General features: G+C 74.5%; 11 protein-coding genes. 8 read left to right on the forward strand and 3 right to left on the reverse strand.

Annotated features, from left to right (window positions below; all coding sequences use genetic code 11):
• Nucleotides 1-166: 166 nt before the first annotated feature.
• A complete protein-coding gene (locus MLV88_RS11690) occupies nt 167-1,408 on the reverse strand; it encodes a hypothetical protein (RefSeq protein ID WP_243337556.1) in 1,242 nt (413 codons plus the stop codon).
• A 299-nt stretch (nt 1,409-1,707) separates the two neighbouring features.
• Between MLV88_RS11690 and MLV88_RS11695 the strand changes: the two genes are divergently transcribed.
• The 3 genes from MLV88_RS11695 (at nt 1,708) to MLV88_RS11705 (ending at nt 7,573) form a co-directional block, all read left to right on the forward strand.
• Nucleotides 1,708-3,090 carry an OmpP1/FadL family transporter gene (locus MLV88_RS11695; protein WP_243337557.1) on the forward strand — a complete coding sequence of 461 codons (1,383 nt, stop codon included), beginning with the start codon at nt 1,708-1,710 and terminating at the stop codon, nt 3,088-3,090.
• A 258-nt stretch (nt 3,091-3,348) separates the two neighbouring features.
• A complete protein-coding gene (locus MLV88_RS11700) occupies nt 3,349-6,300 on the forward strand; it encodes an alpha/beta hydrolase family protein (RefSeq protein ID WP_243337558.1) in 2,952 nt (983 codons plus the stop codon).
• Between the two features lie 16 nt (nt 6,301-6,316).
• On the forward strand, nt 6,317-7,573 hold the full coding sequence (locus MLV88_RS11705) for an OmpP1/FadL family transporter (RefSeq protein ID WP_242353985.1): 1,257 nt from the start codon (nt 6,317-6,319) through the stop codon (nt 7,571-7,573).
• A gap of 79 nt (nt 7,574-7,652) precedes the next feature.
• Here MLV88_RS11705 and MLV88_RS11710 read toward each other — a convergent pair whose 3' ends face one another.
• On the reverse strand, nt 7,653-8,681 hold the full coding sequence (locus tag MLV88_RS11710; RefSeq protein ID WP_243337560.1) for an SDR family NAD(P)-dependent oxidoreductase: 1,029 nt from the start codon (nt 8,679-8,681) through the stop codon (nt 7,653-7,655).
• Between the two features lie 171 nt (nt 8,682-8,852).
• On the opposite strand from MLV88_RS11710, the gene MLV88_RS11715 reads away from it, so the two are divergent.
• From MLV88_RS11715 to MLV88_RS11735, 5 genes are all read left to right on the forward strand, one after another.
• Entirely contained in the window at nt 8,853-9,503 is a 651-nt protein-coding gene (locus MLV88_RS11715; RefSeq protein ID WP_242334024.1) for an alpha/beta hydrolase, read from the forward strand.
• 68 nt (nt 9,504-9,571) lie between these two features.
• Nucleotides 9,572-10,777: an MFS transporter gene (locus tag MLV88_RS11720; protein WP_242334027.1), complete on the forward strand. Its 1,206-nt coding sequence runs from the start codon at nt 9,572-9,574 to the stop codon at nt 10,775-10,777.
• Between the two features lie 150 nt (nt 10,778-10,927).
• On the forward strand, nt 10,928-12,373 hold the full coding sequence (locus MLV88_RS11725) for a DHA2 family efflux MFS transporter permease subunit (protein WP_242334031.1): 1,446 nt from the start codon (nt 10,928-10,930) through the stop codon (nt 12,371-12,373).
• A gap of 205 nt (nt 12,374-12,578) precedes the next feature.
• The gene (locus MLV88_RS11730) at nt 12,579-14,882 is read left to right on the forward strand and encodes a nitric-oxide reductase large subunit (RefSeq protein WP_242334034.1); all 2,304 of its coding nucleotides are present in this window, start codon (nt 12,579-12,581) and stop codon (nt 14,880-14,882) included.
• Nucleotides 14,883-14,985: 103 nt separating this feature from the next.
• Complete coding sequence (locus MLV88_RS11735; RefSeq protein ID WP_242334037.1) at nt 14,986-16,338, forward strand: sensor histidine kinase; 1,353 nt, start codon at nt 14,986-14,988, stop codon at nt 16,336-16,338.
• A 97-nt stretch (nt 16,339-16,435) separates the two neighbouring features.
• Here MLV88_RS11735 and MLV88_RS11740 read toward each other — a convergent pair whose 3' ends face one another.
• Nucleotides 16,436-18,904, reverse strand: coding sequence for an Rv1355c family protein (locus tag MLV88_RS11740; RefSeq protein WP_242360623.1), 2,469 nt, complete (start codon nt 18,902-18,904; stop codon nt 16,436-16,438).
• Nucleotides 18,905-18,988 lie beyond the last annotated feature (84 nt).

Below are 18,988 nucleotides of genomic sequence, written 5' to 3' on the forward strand. Positions count from 1 at the left end.
CCCCTGCTCGCCGGGTCCCGTGCGCCGCCGCGAGCGGCTTCGCCGCTTCCGCGGCGTCGCCCCGGCGGGCTCGCTTCGCTCGCCTGTTCGCGAATCATGATCGGCGGCTCAGGCACGCGGCCCTCGCGCGGCGGCCGCTCTGCCGCAGCGCGAGGGGCCGCTCCGGCTACAGCGCCAGCAAGGTCGAGAGCTCGAGCTGGTTCGCCGTGTACGTGTCCGCGCCGGTCACCGTGGCGGTGTCCGTCACGTAGCGCGTCGCCTCGAGGCCGAGGCGCCAGCGCGAGGTGAGGTTCACGAGCGCGCCGGCGGAGAGCTGGCTGTTCCGCCGGATCGGGCTCGAGGTCGCGCTCGCGGCCGGGAGGGTCGCGTCGCGCGGGTCCTCCCGCCCGGCGCCGAGGAGGAGGGTGTACCCGGGCACGGGCGTCACGGCCGCCTGCGCCCACAGCCCGCGCGTCTCGACGTTCGACACGCGCGCCAGCGCGACGTCCGCGACGACGCCCTTCGCGTTCACGGCGTAGAGGATGTCGAGGTTCTCGCCCGCGAACGCGCCGCCCACGAGCTGCACGTAGGGGAGGTCGAGCTTCAGGTCGAGCGCGAGGGCGCGGCTCTCGGCGGTGACGTCCTTCGCGGCCCGGTCGGCGGTGGCCGCGAAGGAGTACTTCTCGCGCCCGGCGTGGCCGGACACCCCCAGCTCCGCCGTCGCCTTGCCGCCGGGCCGGTACACGCCCGCGACGCGCGCCTCCACGTTCGGCGTCCCCGAGCGTTCCCCCGCCGGCCCCGGCGCGCCGTTCGCCGCGTCGGCGGTGACGCCGGCGCGGTCGAGCGGCGCGAGCGCGCCCAGCTGGTAGACGACGCCGAACGTCCGCCCCAGATCCCCGGAGACGCGCACCTGCGGCGCGCGGCGGTAGAGGAAGCCCGCGCCCGCGAAGCGCGGCGTGGCGAGGTGCGAGAGGCTCTGCGCGAAGTACGGCCCGCCCACGATCCCCCAGGTCTGGCCGGCGAGCACGGTGAGGTTCGCGAGCTCGGGCCAGGCGGCGGAGACCCACGCGTGCCTGAGCCGCACGAGCGGCAGCGACGGATCGTCGGACCCGACGGTGTTTCCTCCCATGAAGTCGAGCTCCACGAGCGCCTTCAGCTTCGCGTTCGCGAGGAGGCCGTCGGAGGGGATGCCGACGTTGAGGCGCAGCCGGCTCTGGCGCACGCCCATGCCGAGCGCCGCCTCGCCGTCCGGACCGCCCCGCGCGAAGCGAGGCAGGTCGTTCGCGTTCAGCGCGCCGGAGCTCGCGTAGGTGTTGAGGAGGAGCCAGCCCGAGGTGTCGAGGGTGAGCTTCTGCGGCTCGTCGGGGAGGGCGGCGAGCGGTGAGGCGAGGAGCAGGGCGGCGGCGAGCAGCGGGGCGGGGCGCGTCATGGGTCCTTCTCCGCGGGGCAGGGGAAAGGATCGATGCTAGCGAGTCCCGAGTGGGACTCACAACCCTCCCGGGCTCGACCCGGGAATCACGCAGCGCGTCGAGTGGAGAGTGAAGCTCGGGCTGCGGTCCTTCGGGGTGATCCACGCGTGGTCTCGGTACCCACGTCACCGGACCGCTAGAGTGACGCGCGGTGTCAGCTCGCGTCGAGCCGGCGTGCTCGACGCGAAAAGACTCGGTCTCGCTCCCGTCATCGTGCGCGACGCGCCCGATGACGGGTGTCGAACAAGGAGGGGATCCCGTGACGAAGACCCACCTGCGACGCACCTCCCTCATCGCCGCGGTCGCGCTCGCGCTCTGGGCCCCGCCGAGCGGCGCCCGCGCCTCCGGCTTCCAGCTGGTGGAGCAGAACGGGAGCGGGCTCGGGAACGCCTACGCCGGCCAGGCCGCCGCGGCGGAGGACGCGAGCACCATCTTCTTCAACCCCGCCGGCCTGACCCGGGTGCCGGGCCTGCAGCTCGTGGCGGCGCTGGACTTCATCCGGCCTTCTCCCGACTTCACGGACAGCGGGAGCACGCGGGCCACGCCGCTGCAGCCTTCGCTGGGCGGCAACGGCGGCGACGGCGGCTCCCTGTCGCTCGTCCCGAGCGGCTACGTCTCGTTCGAGACCGTCCCCGGACTCATCTGGACGGGCCTCGGCGTGAGCGTCCCGTTCGGCCTCGAGACGAACTGGGACTCGGGGTGGGTGGGCCGCTTCCACGCCCTCAAGTCCTCGGTCGAGACCATCAACCTCAACCCCACGGTGGCGTGGAAGATCGCGCCGTGGCTGTCGGTCGGCGCCGGCGCGAACTACCAGCGGCTCGACGCCGAGCTGACGAACGCCGTGAACTACAGCGCCGCCGCCTTCGCGGCCGGCGGCGCCGCGGCGCTCGCCGCCGTCGCGGCCTCCGGCTGCGGCACCGCCGCGGGCGGCTGCGAGGGCGTCGCCAAGGTCTCGGGCGACACCTGGACCTGGGGCTGGAACGCCGGCGCGATGCTGGAGCTGCCGACGCAGACGCGCGTCGGGGTCTCGTACCGCTCGACGATGAAGCACCACGTGAAGGGAGACGTCTCCTTCAGCAACCGGCCGGCGCTGCTCGCCACCGGGCTGCCGAACGGCCCCGTCAAGACGACCATCGAGATGCCGGACACGGTCTCGGTGGCGGTCGCGCAGAAGGTCCTTCCCGCGCTCGAGCTGCTCGCAGACTTCACCTGGACGGGCTGGTCCTCTATCACGGACCTCTCCATCTACAGAAAGAGCGGCGCGCCGCTCTCGAGCACGCCCCTCGAGTTCGACGACAGCTGGCGCGTCGGGCTCGGCGCGAACTACCAGGCGACCCAGATGCTGAAGGTCCGGCTCGGCACCGCCTTCGACAAGACGCCGGTCCAGGACGAGTTCCGCACGCCGCGCCTGCCCGACGAGGATCGCTGGTGGGCGGCGGCCGGCCTCCAGTGGGCGTTCTCGAGGCAGGCGGCCATCGACGTCGGCGGCGCGTACCTGTTCATCAAGGAGGCGAGCAGCAACCTCCCGAACGTCGATCCGCGCCCGCCGACGGGCTTCCAGCCCTCGCCGCGCGGCGCGCTCGTCGGCTCGTACGACGCCAGCGTCTGGATTGCGAGCGCGCAGGCGCGTTACTCGTTCTGACCGCTCCTCTTGGGTGGCGCGCGTCCTGTCGAAGGGCGCGCGCCACGCGATCACGTGAGCGTCGGAGCCGCTCGCGCTCAGGTCTTTCCTCGCGACCGAGAGCCGAGAGCTCCCGTGCGCGCGCCGCCTCGCGTTCGCGCCGAGGATGACGCGGCGCGCCGGGCGCTCTTTCTTGACTTCACGTAGGCTGACGCGCAAATCGGTCCATTTGTCCCCGTAGCTTTCTCTACTCCCCGTCCGCGTCACGAGGAGACATCGATGTTCCATCGCCGCGCCACGATTCTGGCCGCCGCGGTTCTGGCGGCCGCCTGCACGCAGTCGGTCGAGCAGAACGGACCGCCCGACGTGCTGGTCTTCGCGTCCTTCTCTCCCCCCGCCATCCCGCTCCCCAACGACCTCGCCCTCCAGAGCGCCCCCACGCTGCCGGCAGGGCTCCAGAAGGAGCTGCTCCAGTCGTTCGTGGTGAAGGGCGGCTTCCCGAGCGACCAGGAGGTCGCGATCACCGTCCCGTTCCACACCTCCACCCGGAACGTCGACGACGGGACCTACTCGCGCTCGGCGACCCCCCCGAGCCTGGACCTCAAGACGGTGAACGAGAGCACCGTCGCGGTGCTGAAGATCACCGCCGGCGCCGCCGAGCGGATCCCCGTCGAGGTGGGCGGGTACGCGAACGGCGTGCTCGCCCTCCGCAAGGTCGCGGACGCCGCCGGCAGCCGCCGCTGGGCGCCGGGGCGCTACGTCGCCGCGCTGCGCGGCGGTGAGCACGGCGTGAAGACGACCGACGGCCGCGCCGTGGCGGCCGAAAGGCCCATCGCCCTCGTCGCGCAGGGCGTCGATCTCACGAGCCACGAGAACCAGCCGCCCGGGATCACGCCGGCGCAGGTGCAGCAGCTCAGCTCGCTCCAGGCGCTCTACGCGGGCTCCGTGGGGTGGAAGCCCGTCGAGACGCAGACGCCCTCCGGCCTCACCGTCCTCTGGCAGGCCTCGACCGTGCCGGGCCAGCTCTCCGCGTTCGCCGCGGTGGACACGGTCTTCCCCCACCAGGAGATCGCGAGCGTCCAGACCTTCGGGACGCAGCCCTCGACGGCGAGCCCGCTGACCGACAGCGGCTCGGGCCAGATCCCCTTCCCGTCCGACTTCCTCCTCGACCCCGCCTCCGGCAAGGTGCGCAACAACCCCGCCTTCGGGCCGGCGGCGGCCGGCCTCGCCACCCTCGACGGCTTCTCGACGACGGGCATGATGCTCGTCCCGCTGACGGCGCCGGTGAAGGCCGCGACCGTGAACGCGAACAGCGTCCTCGTCTTCGAGCTGCCCGCCGGCGGGACCCCCCGCCGCATGCGCGACGTCGCCGCCGCGCTCGGCGCCGGGGCGCCCGGCTCGGCGGAGTACCTCACGCAGCCGCCCGCGCTGAACCGCGACGTGCAGGGGACGAGCGTCACGACCGCGCTCGGGCTCCAGCCCGGAATTCCGGTCCCCACGCCGACGCCCGCCGGGATCGTCTACGTCCCGCCGCTCAAGCAGAAGACCCGCTATGCCGTCATCGTCACCGATCGCGTCAAGGACACGCAGGACGCGGCCCTCGTGCGCAGCACGCTCGCCGAGATCGTGTTCGGGTTCCAGAACCCCCTCGTCGTGGACGGCAAGTCGCAGATCCCCGGCGTGAGCGACGCTGACGCGGGCGGCCTGCAGGCGCTCCGGACCGGGCTCGCGCCGCTGCTCGACAACCTCGGCGCGCTCTCCGGCGACGCCTCGCTCACCCGCGACCACGTCGTCCTCGCCTACACGGTCACCACCCAGACCGTGACCGACGTGAGCGTCAAGCTCTCCGCGGCGCCGTACGATCCGAACGGCGACGGCAACATGGCGGACAACGCCGCGTTCACCACGGTGGCGGCGGCGCCCCTCGACCTCGCGAGCTTCGGCATCACGGCCGCGCAGCAGGCGGCGCTGTTCCCGAGCGTGGCCGCGTTCCTCGACGCCCGCTTCGTGAGCCTCGACGCCATCAACCCGGCGAACGGCGCGCTCAACCCCGACCCGAGCGCGTGGACGCCCGTCCAGCTCTCGGCGACGGTGGCCGTGCCGAAGTGCGGCGCGCCGCCCTGCGTCGCGCCCCTCGTCGTGTGGCACCACGGGCTGAACGGCGGGCGGCTGCAGATGCTGGGCGTCGCCGAGTCCCTCGCCGCGAAGGGCTTCGTGGTCATCGCCACGGACGCGCCCTACCACGGCGATCGCGCCTTCTGCTCGCAGAACTCCGACTGCACCACCGACGGCACCGCCGACGGCGTGTGCACGCCCGACGCCGCGCGCGCCGGCCAGGGTGACGCGGTCGCGCCGGGCACCTGCACGACGGGGCACCTGCGTCTCGGCAACGACTTCACCACCGAGGCCTCCGGGAACTACTTCATCTCGGGCAACTTCTTCCGCATCCGGGACGGCATCCGGCAGGACCTCTTCGACCACGCCGCCCTCATCCTCGCCGCCGCCCGGCCGCCGCCAGGAAGCGGCTTCCCGCAGCCGCAGGTGAACGCGCTCGCGGCCGCGCTCGCGGGCCACGGCGTCGGGATCGACCCGACGCGCGTCTACCTCGAGGGGCTCTCGCTCGGCGGGATCAACGGCACGGAGATCGCCGCCACGAACCCGCGCGTCTCGCGCGCGGTGCTCTCCTCGCCGGGCGGCACGCTCACCGACATCTTCACGAACGCCCCGGCGTTCAAGGCGGCGGTCGATCAGCTCTTCCTCTCGCTCGGCATCGACCGCTCGAAGATCGCGACCGATCCGGCGGTGGCGGCCCGCTACGTCCAGACGCTCATCCTGGCGAAGTGGATCCTCGACCCGGCCGACCCGATCAACTACGCCCAGCACGTCCAGACGAAGCTCCCGAGCCCGCTCGCCGCGCTCGGGCCGCTCGCCTCCTCGACCACGGCCACCTTCGGTCAGCTCTCGAAGTGCGACCCGGTGGTGCCGAACCGGACCACGGTCGTCGGCGGCGTCCCGCTCGCCTACGGAGACCTGCTCCTCGACCTCGGGGCCATCGACGCGACCCTCTACGACAGCCGCTCCGCCGCGGGCGGCTGCGTCGACCACGGGGTCATCCTCGACACCTTCGCGCCGCTCTTCGGCGGCACGTCCATCGGCGGTCCGGTGCGCGAGGACGCGGCCCGGTTCCTGCTCGACCGCACCCTTCCCGCTCCCGCCGTGACGCTCGACTGACGAGGAGACGCCACCCATGCGCAAGACGATCCTGACGGCCCTCCTCCTCGTCCCGTCGCTCGTGCTCGCGAGCGGCTACGAGGTCATCAACGTCAACCCGCGCGACCTCGCGCTCTCCTCGTCGGCCGTCGGCGCCCAGGTCGACGCCGGCGCCGCGTTCATCAACCCCGCCGCGCTCTCCAAGCTCGACGGGCCCGCCGTCTCGGTGGCGGGCTCGTTCCTCGACATCTGGACCGACTGGACCGCGCCGGCGGGGAGCACGAGCCTCACCGGCAGCTCCACGACGCGCTTCGAGCCGGTCACGCCCGTCAACGTCTACGCGGGCTTCGGCACGAAGCTCGCCGGGCGCGGCCTCGGCGTCGGCGTGGGCTTCGGGAGCCCGTTCGGCGGCAACCAGTTCTGGAAGGACGACTGGCAGGGGCGCGCGCGCATCATCGAGGTGCAGCGGCGCTTCTTCGGCACCTACCTCACCGCCGGCTACGAGGTCATCCCGCAGGTGCGGGTCGGCGGCGGGCTCGTCTGGTACTACGGGTTCGAGTACCTGAAGCAGGGCATCCAGCCCTTCCCGGACGCCTACGGCGAGCTCGACACCAAGGGCGGCGCGCTCACCTACGACGTCTCCGCCGAGATCCAGCCTCTGCTGTCCGTCCCGCTCACCATCGGCGTGGACTACAAGCACAAGGCGCACGCGACGCTGAAGGGCGACGGCAACTTCGAGGTGCCGCCGGCCCTCGAGGGCCCGGAGACGCAGGACCAGGGCGTCACGCACGACGTCACGATCCCGAACCTCCTCAACCTCGGCGTGGGCTACCGCGTGGCGAAGCCGCTCCTCGTCACGCTGCAGTGGTCCTGGTCGCGCTGGGTCGTGTACCGCGACGACACGTTCGTGGGCGACAAGGGGCTCACGCTCTCCGTGCCTCGCGACTACCGCAACGGCAACGTCATCCGCGGCGGCGTGGAGTGGGAGGTGAGCCCGACGCTCGCCCTCCGGCTCGGGCTCATGCGCGATCAGTCGGGCCTCCGCAAGACCACCTACTCGCCGACGCTCCCCGACTCGAACACGACGGGCGCCTCGACCGGCCTCACCTGGGCGTTCGGCAACCGCGGGCTGGCGGCGAACGCGGCGTTCTTCTACGGCCGGCGAGACAAGGTCACGCCGGAGGGGACGACCGCCTTCCCGGGCACGTTCCAGACCGACGTGGTCATCGTGTCCGCGGGCCTGTCGTGGAACACCAACCTGCACCTCGCGGGGCAGACGGCGCCGATGCCCTAGGGCGCCTTCAACGCTCAGCCGAAGACGAAGGGCGGCGGTGGAGACACCGTCGCCCTTCGCTTTTGCATGCGAGTCGCGGCTAGGCCTGCTCCGGCTCCTCGTTGTAGCGGCGCGCGGCGCGATCGCCGAGCGCGGTCAGGATCGAGCGCGCGAGGCCGCGGCGGAAGAGCTCACCCGGCAGCGCGATCGCCTCGCGGGCGCCCGGCTCGGCCGGCGGGAGGAGCCGGTTCACGACCCCCAGCGTGCGGACCACGGTGCCGGGGAAGAGCGCGTGGGCGATCCGGAGCGCCTTCGCGGGCACGCCCACCACCACGAAGCGCTCGTCGTTCTCGATCGCCCGCACGATCCGGCGCGCGGCGCGATCGGCGCTCGAGGTGACGAGCGGGAGCGACGCGGCGAGCGCGAACAGGCTCGCCTCCGCGTAGCGCTTCCCCTTCACGAGCGCGTGGCCGAAGGAGCCGGTGCGCATGAGCCCGGGGACGACCGTCACGACCCGCACCCCGTGGCGGATCGACTCCGCCGCGAGCGCCTCCGACCAGCCGCGCAGCGCGAACTTGGCCGCGTCGTAGGGCGCGAGGTGGGGGAGCCCCACCGCGGCGCCGATGGAGGTGACGTTCACGATCGTGCCGCGGCGCCGCTCCCGCATCCCGGGCAGCACCGCCTCGGCGGCGTGGAGCGCGCCCCAGAACATCACGTCCATCGCGCGGCGGTAGTCCTCGGTCTTCATCGTCTCGACGGGGCCGACCTGGATGATGCCGGCGTTGTTCACGAGCACGTCGATGGGGCCGAGGTTCTGCTCCACGTCGGCCACGAGCCCCTGGATCCCGTCCTCGTCGGTGACGTCGCAGGGGAGCGCGGTGACGTCGATCCCCTCGGCCGCCAGGCCGCCCCGGGCGCGCTCGAGCTCCTCCTCGTCCCGGGCGCAGATGACGACGCGCATGCCGCGCCGCCCCAGCTCGCGCGCGACGAGGAAGCCGAGCCCTCGCGAGCCGCCGGTGACGAACGCGATCTTCCCGGGCAGCCGGACGCGCCCGATGCGCCGCGAGAGGGCGAGCGCCGTGGCGCCACCCAGGATGGCCAGCGCGGTCCAGGTCTCGAGTCGCCGCACGTGGAATCTCCTCGGTCCGGCGGAAGCATGCGCACGGCGGGGCGGGGCGGCCGTCATCCCGCCGCCGGAATTGCCGGCCCGCGCGCACGTCGGGCAGGCGGCCACCGGGGCCCCCGGTCGAGCGGCGCCGTCCGGCGGGCGGCGATGGCGGAAGCGGGATAGCGTCTGTGGGTGACGCTCGAGCACCTCGTCCGCGCGCCGGCGCCCGCCCGCTCCCACCCGCCGCTCCTGCTCCTCCTGCACGGGCTCGGCTCGGACGAGCGGGACCTCTTCGCGCTCGCGCCGTGGCTCGACCGCCGCTTCCTCGTCGTGTCGGCGCGGGCGCCCTATGCCATGACGCCCTCCGGCTTCGCCTGGTACGTGCTCGACCGGAGCGCGACGCCCACCACGCTCGATCCGGCCGAGGTCGAGGCGAGCCGCGAGGCGCTCGCGGAGGCCGTCCCCGAGCTGTGCGGGGCGTACGGCGCGGATCCGGCGCGGGTGTTCTTGTTCGGGTTCTCGCAGGGCGCGGTGATGAGCTACGCGCTCGCCCTCGCGCGCCCCGAGCTCGTGCGCGGCCTCGTGGCCCACTCCGGCCGCGTGCTGCCGCAGAGCCTCTCCCGCGCCGCGCCCGCGCCCGCGCTCGCCCGGCTCGAGGCGCTCGTGCTGCACGGCAGGGACGACGCAGTCATCCCCGTGGAGCGCGGCCGCGAGGCGAGGGCGCTCCTCGCGCCGCTCCTCGGGACGCGCGTCGAGTACCGGGAGTATCCGATCGGCCACACGATCTCCGAGGAGAGCCTCGCAGACGCGAACGCCTGGCTCGCCGCCCGCGCGGGCGAGTGACGGCGCGGGCCGCCGGAGGGAGGGGCCGCCGGATCGACAGGCAGGCCCGCCCGTGCTCTCCTCCGCGCGTGCCTGCGCTCCCGGCGGCCCTCCGCTCCCGCGACTTCAGGAACCTCCTCTTCGGCCAGGTCGTCTCGACCACGGGCACGCAGATGCAGCACGTCGCCATCGTCTGGCAGCTCTACGTGCTCACCCGCTCGCCGCTCGCGCTCGGGCTCCTCGGCTTCTTCCGCGTCGCTCCGGTCATCGCCTTCGCGCTCGGCGGCGGGGTCGTGGCGGACGCGGTCGACCGCCGCCGGCTCATGCTCGTCACCCAGACGCTGCTCGCCTCGGTGTCCGTCACGCTCGCGGTGACGAGCCACCTCGGCCTCGCGACGCCCGGCCTCCTCTACGGCCTCGTGGCGGTCGGCGCGGCGGCCATCGCCTTCGACAACCCGGCGCGGCAGGCGCTCGTGCCGCTCCTCGTGCCGCCCGAGCACCTCTCCGGCGCGCTCTCGCTCGCGTTCACGGGCTGGCAGGTGGCGAACGTCGTGGGCCCCGCGCTCGGGGGCGTGCTCCTCGCCTGGGGCGGCGTGGTCACGCTGTACGCGCTCGACGCGGCCTCGTTCCTCGCCGTGATCGGCGCGCTCCTCGTCATGCGCCACCGCGCGCCGCCGCGCGCGACTCCGCTCGGGCTCGGCGCCGTGAAGGAGGGCCTCGCCTTCCTGCGCCGCGCCCCGGTCATCCGCACGACGATGCTGCTCGACTTCTTCGCGACGTTCTTCGGCGGCTCGATGCTGCTCATGCCCATCTTCGCGGACCAGCTCCTCCGCGTCGGCCCTCGCGGCCTCGGGGTCCTCTACGCCGCGCAGCCCGCCGGCGCGGCCCTCGCGGGCGCGTTCCTCGCCACCCGCTCGCTCCCGCGGCGCGAGGGGCGCGCGGTGCTGTGGGCGGTCGGCGCCTACGGCGGCGCCATCGCGGTGTTCGGCGCCTCGCGCTCCTTCCCGCTCTCGCTCGCTGCGCTGGCGGCGGCGGGCGCCGCCGACACGGTGAGCACCGTCATCCGCCAGACGCTTCGCCAGCTCCTCACCCCGGACGCGCTCCGCGGGCGGATGGGCTCCATCAACATGATCTTCTTCATGGGCGGGCCGCAGCTCGGCGAGGTGGAGGCGGGCGCGGTCGCGCGCGCGTTCGGGCCGCGCCTCTCGGTCGCCTCGGGCGGCCTCCTCTGCATCGCCGCCGCGCTCGTCACCGCGCTCGTGGCACCGGCACTGCGCCGCTACGAGCGCGGCTGAAGTGGCGCGGGCGCTCGGGCCAAGGGGCTGCGGCCCATGGAGCGCCCCACGTCGCGCGTCCGCTGCGCGCTCCCGCGCTTGAGGCCACTCGACGCGGCGCGGCCCGCCGAAGCCCGGCCCCCGGCGCTGCGCCGCCTTAAGGTTCGCGGGGTGCGGGAGACGGTGCGCTACGGCAGCCGGGCGGGGAGGGGCGTGCTCCTCGTGGCGATCCTCGGCTCGGGGCTCGCGTTCCTCGACTCGACCGTGGTGAACGTGATCCTCCCGGTCCTCGGCCGGGAGCTCGGCGCGGGCCTCTCGGCGCTGCAGTGGACGCTCGACGGCTACCTGCTCACCCTCTCCGCGCTCCTCCTCCCCGGCGGCGCCCTCGGCGATCGCTACGGGCGCCGCCGCGTGTTCACCATCGGGCTCGCCTGGTTCGCGGTCGCCTCGCTCCTCTGCGGCGTCGCCCCGAACGCCGGCGCGCTCGTCTTGTTCCGGGCGGTGCAGGGGGTGGGCGCGGCGCTGCTCGTGCCCGGGAGCCTCGCCCTGCTGCGGAGCTGCTTCGCGCCGGAGGAGCAGGGGCGCGCCATCGGGGCCTGGGCGGGCCTCTCCGGCGTGACGACCGCGTTCGGGCCGCTCCTCGGCGGCTGGCTCGCCGAGGCCGTGTCCTGGCGCGCCGTCTTCCTCGTGAACCTCCCGATCGCCGCGCTCGGCATCTGGGCGGCGGTGCGCTTCGTCCCGGAGTCCCGCGCGCCCGTGGCGCGCCGGCTCGACGTCGCGGGCGCGGTCCTCGCCGCCCTCGGGCTCGGCGCGGTCACCTACGCGCTCATCGAGGCGACCGGCGAGGGCGGCGGCGGACGGGTGACGGTGGCTGCGCTCGCGGGATCCCTCGCGCTCGTCGCGTTCGTCCTCGTGGAGCGCCGTCCGTCGGCCATGCTCCCCCTGTCGCTCTTCCGCTCCCTCCAGTTCACCGGGGCGAACGCGGCCACGCTCGCGCTCTACTTCGGGCTCGGCGGCGCGACCTTCCTCCTCATGCTCCAGCTCCAGCGGAGCCTGGGCTGGTCGCCGCTCGCCTCCGGCGCGGCGCTCCTCCCGCTCACCGCCTGCCTCCTCGTGCTCTCGCCGTGGTCGGGCCGGCTCGCGGGGCGCGTCGGGAACCGCCCGCTCATGGCGTCGGGCGCGCTCGTCGCGGGGCTCGGTCTCGCGCTCCTCGCCCGGGCCGTGCCGGGCGTGAGCTACCTCGGGGGCGTCCTCCCGGGCGTGGCGACGCTCGGCGTGGGGCTCGGCCTCGCGGTCGCCCCGCTCACCGCGGCGGCGCTCTCCGCCGTCGAGGCGGAGCGGGCTGGCGTCGCCTCGGGCGTGAACAACGCCGTCGCGCGCGCGGCCGGTCTCCTCGCCGTGGCGGTGCTGCCCCTCGCCGCCGGCATCGCCCCGGCGGACGTCGCCTCCGGCCAGCTCACAGAGGGTTTCCAGCGCGCCATGGCGATCTCCGCGGCCCTCTGCGGCGTGGGCGGCGCGCTCGCCTGGGCCACCGTCGAGCGCGGCCGGGGAGGAGCGCGCCCCCGCGCGCGGCGGGCCGCCGTGGTCCCGCGCGTCGCGGCCGGACGGCCGAGGTGAGCGCCGAGGAGGGCGCGCAGTATCCCGCCCGGCTCGCGCCGGCGCCCGCCCCCCTGTCCGGCGAGGGCCAGCGCCGCCGCACGAGGAGCCGGGCCGCACCCACGGGTCGGTCGATGACGTTCGGTGAAGCCTCCACGGAGGGTGTCGTGTTGTCCTCCGCGCGCGTTATCTCCACCCTTGGCGAGGCTCGAACGCTGGAGGGTTCATGCGCAGGCAGCTCCTCGTGTCGCGCGGCTGGCTGCAGGCCGCGCTGCTCGTCATGCTCGTCGGCTTCGGCATCCTCGGGGTGCTCGCCTACCGGACCTACACGGCGACGCCGCCCATCCCGGAGCGGGTCGTCGGCCCGGCGGGGCGGGTGGTCTTCACGCGGGACGACGTCCTCTCGGGGCAGGAGCTCTTCCTGGGACGGGGCCTCATGTCGTACGGCTCGGTCTTCGGCCACGGCGGCTACCTCGGGCCGGACTTCACCGCCGACTACCTCCGGCGCACCGCCCGCTTCATGGCGCGCCGCAACGGCGAGCCGGAGCGGGCGGGCGGCCCGAAGACCTGGGCCGAGCTGCAGACGAACCGCTACGACCCGGCGAGCGACACGCTCCGCTTCACCGAGGGTCAGGCGCTCGCCTTCGAGCACTACCGCGAAGAGCTCGCGGCGTTCTTCGCCCAGCCGAGCGCGCGGACCGGGCTCGCGCGAGACGTCGTCTCGGGGCCGGAGGACGTCCGGCTGCTCACCGCGTTCTTCGCCTGGAGCGCCTGGGCGGCCGCCGCCCGGCGCCCCGGCCAGGACTATTCGTACACCAACAACTGGCCGCCCGAGCCCCTCGTCCAGAACGTCCCGACTGGCCCGATGGTGGTGTGGAGCGTGCTCTCGCTCATCGCCCTCCTCGCGGGGACCGGGCTCCTCTTCGCCGCCTTCGGCCGCTGGCGGTTCCTCGGCTGGCAGGGGCGCGAGTCGCAGACCCTCACCTTCCGCCGCCCCGAGGAGGTGCCGCTCACGCCCTCGCAGCGCGCGACCGGCTGGTTCTTCCTCGTCATGGCGCTGCTCTTCCTCCTGCAGACGCTGGTGGGCGGGGCGACGCAGCACTACCGCGCCGAGCTCTCGAACTTCTTCGGCGTGGACCTCGCCGCGCTGCTCCCCTTCAACGTCGTGCGGAGCTGGCACCTGCAGCTCGCGATCTTCTGGGTGGCGACGAGCTACCTCGCCGCCGGCATCTTCCTCGCGCCCATGATCGCCGGGCGCGAGCCGCCCGGGCAGCGCGCGCTCGCCTTCGCGCTGCTCGGCGCGCTGGCGGTGGTGGTGGTGGGGAGCATGATCGGCGAGCTCGCCGGGATCCACGGCTGGACGCGGAGCATCTGGTTCGGGAACCAGGGCTTCGAGTACCTGGAGCTCGGCCGCTTCTGGCAGGTGCTGCTCATCCTCGGGCTCTTCGCCTGGGTGGCGATCCTGTTCCGGGCGCTGCGCCCCCGCCTCGCGCGCGAGCACCTCGGCAACATGCCCTGGCTGTTCTTCTTCGCCGCGCTCGCGATCCCCGCGTTCTATGCGGTCGGGCTGCTCGCCCACCCGCGCGGCCACTTCACGGTCACCGACTACTGGCGCTTCTGGGTGGTGCACCTGTGGGTCGAGGACTTCCTCGAGCTCTTCACCACGGTCGTCGTCGCCTACCTGTTCGTGCTGCTCGGGGTGGTCGCCGAGCGGATCGCGCTCCGGCTCATCTACCTCGAGATCATCCTCTACTCGGTGGGGGGCGTGGTCGGGACCATGCACCACGTCTACTTCTCGGGCGAGCCCGCGGAGCACATGGCGCTCGGCGCCTTCTTCTCCGCGGCGGAGGTCATCCCGCTCACCCTCCTCACCTTCGAGGCGTGGAGCTTCCTCTCCCTGGGCCGCGAGCAGCAGGCGGGCGCCGTGCGGTTCCCGCATCGCTGGGCCGTCGCGTTCCTCGCCTCGGTGGGGTTCTGGAACTTCGTCGGCGCCGGGATCTTCGGCTTCCTCATCAACCTGCCCATCGTGAGCTACTACCAGATCGGCACGGCCCTCACCGCGAACCACGGCCACGCGGCGATGATGGGCGTCTACGGCATGCTCGCGGTGGGGCTCGCGCTGTTCGGGCTCCGCTACCTCGTCCCGCCGGAGCGCTGGTCGGACCGGCTCGCGGCGGTGAGCTTCTGGTCGCTCAACGTCGGCCTGGGCTGGATGGTGTTCGCGACGCTCTTCCCCATCGGCGTCCTGCAGCTTCACCGCTCGGTCACGGTGGGCTACTGGGAGGCGCGCGCGCTGGAGTTCCTCACCGCGCGGCCGCTGACGTGGTTCGAGTGGGCGCGCCTCCCCGGCGATGCGCTCTTCATCGTGGGCGGCGTGCTCCCGGTCGTCATCCTCGCCTGGCGCGGCGTGCGCGCCCGGACGCGGCCGCTCCCCGCCGCGCTCCCCGAGAGCCCCCTCTTCACCGACGTCGCGGGGGGCCCGCCCGGCGGCGCGCCCGCGCCGGGGCACCCCGCGCCGGAGCGGCTCTAGCGAGCGACCCGCCTGGGAGGAGGCGACGTGGGGCGAAGACGCACCCCGTCGCCTCCCCGTATGAGAGGGAAGAGCCCGCCCGCTCGCCGGGTTGCCTAGCTGCGTGCCCGCTCGTCCGGTGACCGGCTTCGTCGCCGCCATCCTCGCCATCGTCGTGGCGGTGGGGGTGTACCTGGCGGTCGCGAAGTCGCGTCAGGAGAACGCCGCGCGCGCCGCCGAGTCGACCGACGCGGTGCTCGCCCTCGAGCGGCTGGACGCCGCCGTCCGCGAGGCCGAGAGCAGCCACCGCGGCTATCTGCTCGTGCGCGGCCCCGCCGAGCTCGCCCGGCACGAGCGGGCGGTGGCCGCGATCCGCGTCGAGCTCGCGTCGCTCACCCAGCGGGCGTCACGGGAGCCGCAGCGGCGCGCGCCCACCGACGCGCTCGTCGGGCGGGTCGATGCCGCGCTCGCGGCCATGGCCGAGGAGCGGCGCGCCCACGACGCCGCGCTCCTCACCGGCGCCTCCTGGCACCCCACCACCGACCCTCACCTCCTCGACGACATGGAGCACGCCCGCGGCGAGCTCGTGGCGCTCGAGGTCGGCGCGCTCGAGCAGCGCGAGCGCGCCTGGTCGGGCAAGACCGCCCTCGGCGACGCGGTGTTCCTCGTCGCGAACCTCGCGCTCGCCGCGGTGCTCCTGCTCGCCGCGCGGAGCGTCCGCCAGGCCCTGCGCGCGCACGAGGAGCGCGAGCGCGAGCGGCGCGTCGCCCTCGAGGTGCAGGCGCGGATCCTCGGCATCGTCGGCCACGACCTGCGCACGCCGCTGTCCGCCATCGAGGCCGGCGCGACGCTGCTCTCGCGACGGACGCTGCCGCCGGCGGAGGCGCGCACGCTCGCCCGCATCCTGTCGAGCTCGCGCCGCATGGCCCGGATGATCGGCGACCTGCTCGACTTCACGCGCGTGCGCGACGCCGGCGGCATCCCGCTCGCCCCGCGCGCGATGGACCTGCGCGAGGTCTGCCGCCCGGTGGTGGACGAGGCGGCGCTCCGGCACGGACCCGACGCGGTCGCGCTCTCCCTCGACGGGAACCTCTCCGGCGCGTGGGACCCCGACCGGCTCCAGCAGGCGATCGCGAACCTCGTCTCGAACGCGCTCCAGTACCAGCCGGCGGGCACGCCGGTGCGCCTGCGCGCCGCCGGCGAGGCCGACGCGGTGCGCGTGGAGGTCGAGAACGACGGCCCGCCCATCCCGCCCGAGGCGACGCGCGCCATCTTCGAGCCGTTCCGGCGCGGCGACGTCCGCCAGGCCGGCGCCGACGGGCTCGGCCTGGGGCTCTTCATCGTCCGGACCATCGTCGAGGCGCACGGCGGCCGGGTGGACGTCGCGTCGGGCCCGGGCCGCCCGACCCGCTTCACCGTCCGGCTGCCGCGCACCGGCGGGCTTCGCCCGGCGGTGTACAGCGCCGGCGCCCGGTGAAGCGGTCCCGCAGAGACGCCCGGACGCCTTTCGCCACGCAGCGCCGGGGCGACCTCGGAGACGGCGCTCGCGAGGCCACCGCGGCGGGCGCGAGGGCTCACCCCGCTCGCCGGCGCGTCGGAGCGTGGAGGGACGGTCCGGCCCGCAGCGGACCCGCCCGCGAGTCGGACGCGCGCGGCTCGATTTCGAGCACCTCGGCGAGGGGACGGCGGAGCGCCCGCGCGGCGGGGGGTGGCGCGACGGCGAGGCGGAACAGCATCGGCTCTCCCCGGCCCGAGGCCTCCGGGAAGACCGAGGCGAGGCGACCCCGCAGCGCGCGCAGCGTGGCGACCTCCGGCGGCGCGAGGCCCTCGCCGTCGCCGAGCTCGAGCCGCGCGAAGAGGTACGTGAGCGGCGTCATGGGCTGGAACGCGAGCCCGAGGGCAGTCGCCTGGAGCCACACGCGCTGCATGGCGCGGCCGCCCGCGAAGTAGGCCTCGCGCGTGCGGCCCGCCACGGACACGAGCCCCGCGGCGCTCGCCGCCGCCATGGCCTTCGCCGCCGGCTTCTCGAGCGCGCGCCCCCCGCCGAGCCGGCCGACGAGCTCCATGGCGGGCCAGGAGGACATCACGCGGAGACCGGCCAGGTCCGCGCCGGAGAGCTCGAGCGTGGCGACGTCCAGCCCGTCGCCCCTGCGCACCTCGTCGGCGCTCCAGCGCAGCTCGCCCATCATCTCGCGGTGCATGGTGCGGGAGAGGAAGCGGAGCCGGTCCCCGCGCCCCAGCACCTCGCCGAGCTCGCTGAGCCGCTCCGAGTCCTCGACGAGGTGCAGCGCCGCGCCGGAGACGTCCGCCGCGGCGCGGAGGAGCAGGTCGCGCGCCTCCCGGGCGAGCGGCGCGCGCGGGCCGAGCTTCCGGTTCGTGGCGCGGTCCGGGATCGCCGCCGCGAGGGAGAGGACGCTCGCCGGGGCCGGCGCGCGCGAGGCCGCGAAGCGGAGGTCGCACACGAGCGCGGGCTCGCGCGGATCCGGGGCGAGGTCGACCGCCATGTCGAGCCCCATCGCCGCCGAGGCGAGCGCGATGTTCTCCACGGCGGCGCCGAAGGCGAGCCAGCTCGCGAGGTCGCGGTAATCGAGGAAGGACCGGGAGCGGGCGGCGTCGTGGAGGAGGCGGAGGCGCTTGCCGTCCCACGAGAACCGCCACGGCTGGCAGTTCCCGCCCGAGGGCGCGAGCGTGGCGAGCTCCACGAGCGCCCGGATTCGCTGCGTGTCGAGCGCCGCGCCCGCCCGGACCGCCGCCGGGGCGACGGCCGCGGCCGGGGGCGCCGCACGCGCCTCCTCGAGCGTCGCGGCCGGAGCGGGCACAGGCTCCGCCAGGAGGGGCTGCACCGCCCCCGCCCCGTCGCGCACGAGCTCGCCGAGGTCCACGTAGAACCGCCCCGACGACCTGAGCTCGCCGAGCGCGATCCGGCGGGCGGTGTCGGTGACGACCGCCGCGCCGAGCGACACGGCCGAGGCGAGCTGCGGCCAGGTCTTGAGCGTCGCCTTCACCTCGACGAGCGAGGCCGCGAGGCGCGGCGAGATGGACCGCTCGCCGAGGATGCGGAGCACGATCGGCACCTTCTCGGAGGTGTCGAGCCCGCGGAGCTCCTCGGCGTCGAGCGCGCCGACGAGGCCGTGGAGGATGGGACGCTCGGGCTCGAGGTCGAAGCGCTCGACGTCGAGGAGGCCGCGGTCGCTCGTCTCCATGAGCACGGGGATGCGCAGCGCCCGCGCCGCCTCCCGGACCCGCACCTTCACGTAGAGGTCGTCGCACTCCTCCACGAGGAGGTCGAGCGGACGCCCGTCGGGCCGGAGGAACCGGTCCATGTTCGCATCGGTGATCCCGTCCAGGAACGGCCACACGCGCAGGTACGGGTCGAGCTCGGCGATGGCGCGCGCGGTGAGGACCGCCTTCGGGACCCCGAGCTCGTGGACGCCCGCGCGCAGCCGGTTCAAGTTCGAGAGGCTGAGCCGGTCGTGGTCCGCGAGGTAGAGCTCCCCGCCGACCTGCTCCATGGCGAGGGCGATGGCGCTCGCGCTCCCCACCGACAGGCCGACGACCCCGAGCCGGACCGCGCGGAGCCGCTCCTGCTCCTCGGAGGAGATCTTGTTCCGGTTCCGGCTCGAGCGTAGCTCCCGGAACTCGGGCTCCGGGAGCACACGCACCACCCGCCTGGACCACGGGTAGAGGAACCAGGTGCCGTGGTACGCGAGCGGCAGCCCCTGGAGATGGGCGCCCATCCGCTCGGAGAGCGCCTCCGGCCCGAGCTCGAGCGCCGGCTCGCGCGTCTCGAGGAGCTCGACGAGCTGCTCGCGGAGGGTGTCGTGGACCGTGAGGCCTTCCTCCACCACGCGCGCGGCGAGCCGCAGGCGCGCCGCCGGATCGCCGGCGGGGAACGCCTCCGGCCGCCAGGAGTCCGCCTCGGCGCCCGGGCGCAGGACCTCGTCCGGCTCGGGCGGCGGGCCTCCGGCGGCGGGCGCGGGGGGCGGGCGTCCTCGCAGTGAATGCACGCGGTCCAGAAGCTCGAACTGATGGTGGCTGGGCATGCGCTGTGCCTCCCGTTGGGTGTGCGAGCCAGTGTACGGCCGCGGCAGACGATTGGACGCCGTCACCGGGGACGGGACGTGGTA

This window comes from Anaeromyxobacter soli (assembly GCF_022808855.1).
Taxonomy (GTDB): Bacteria; Myxococcota; Myxococcia; order Myxococcales; family Anaeromyxobacteraceae; genus Anaeromyxobacter; species Anaeromyxobacter soli.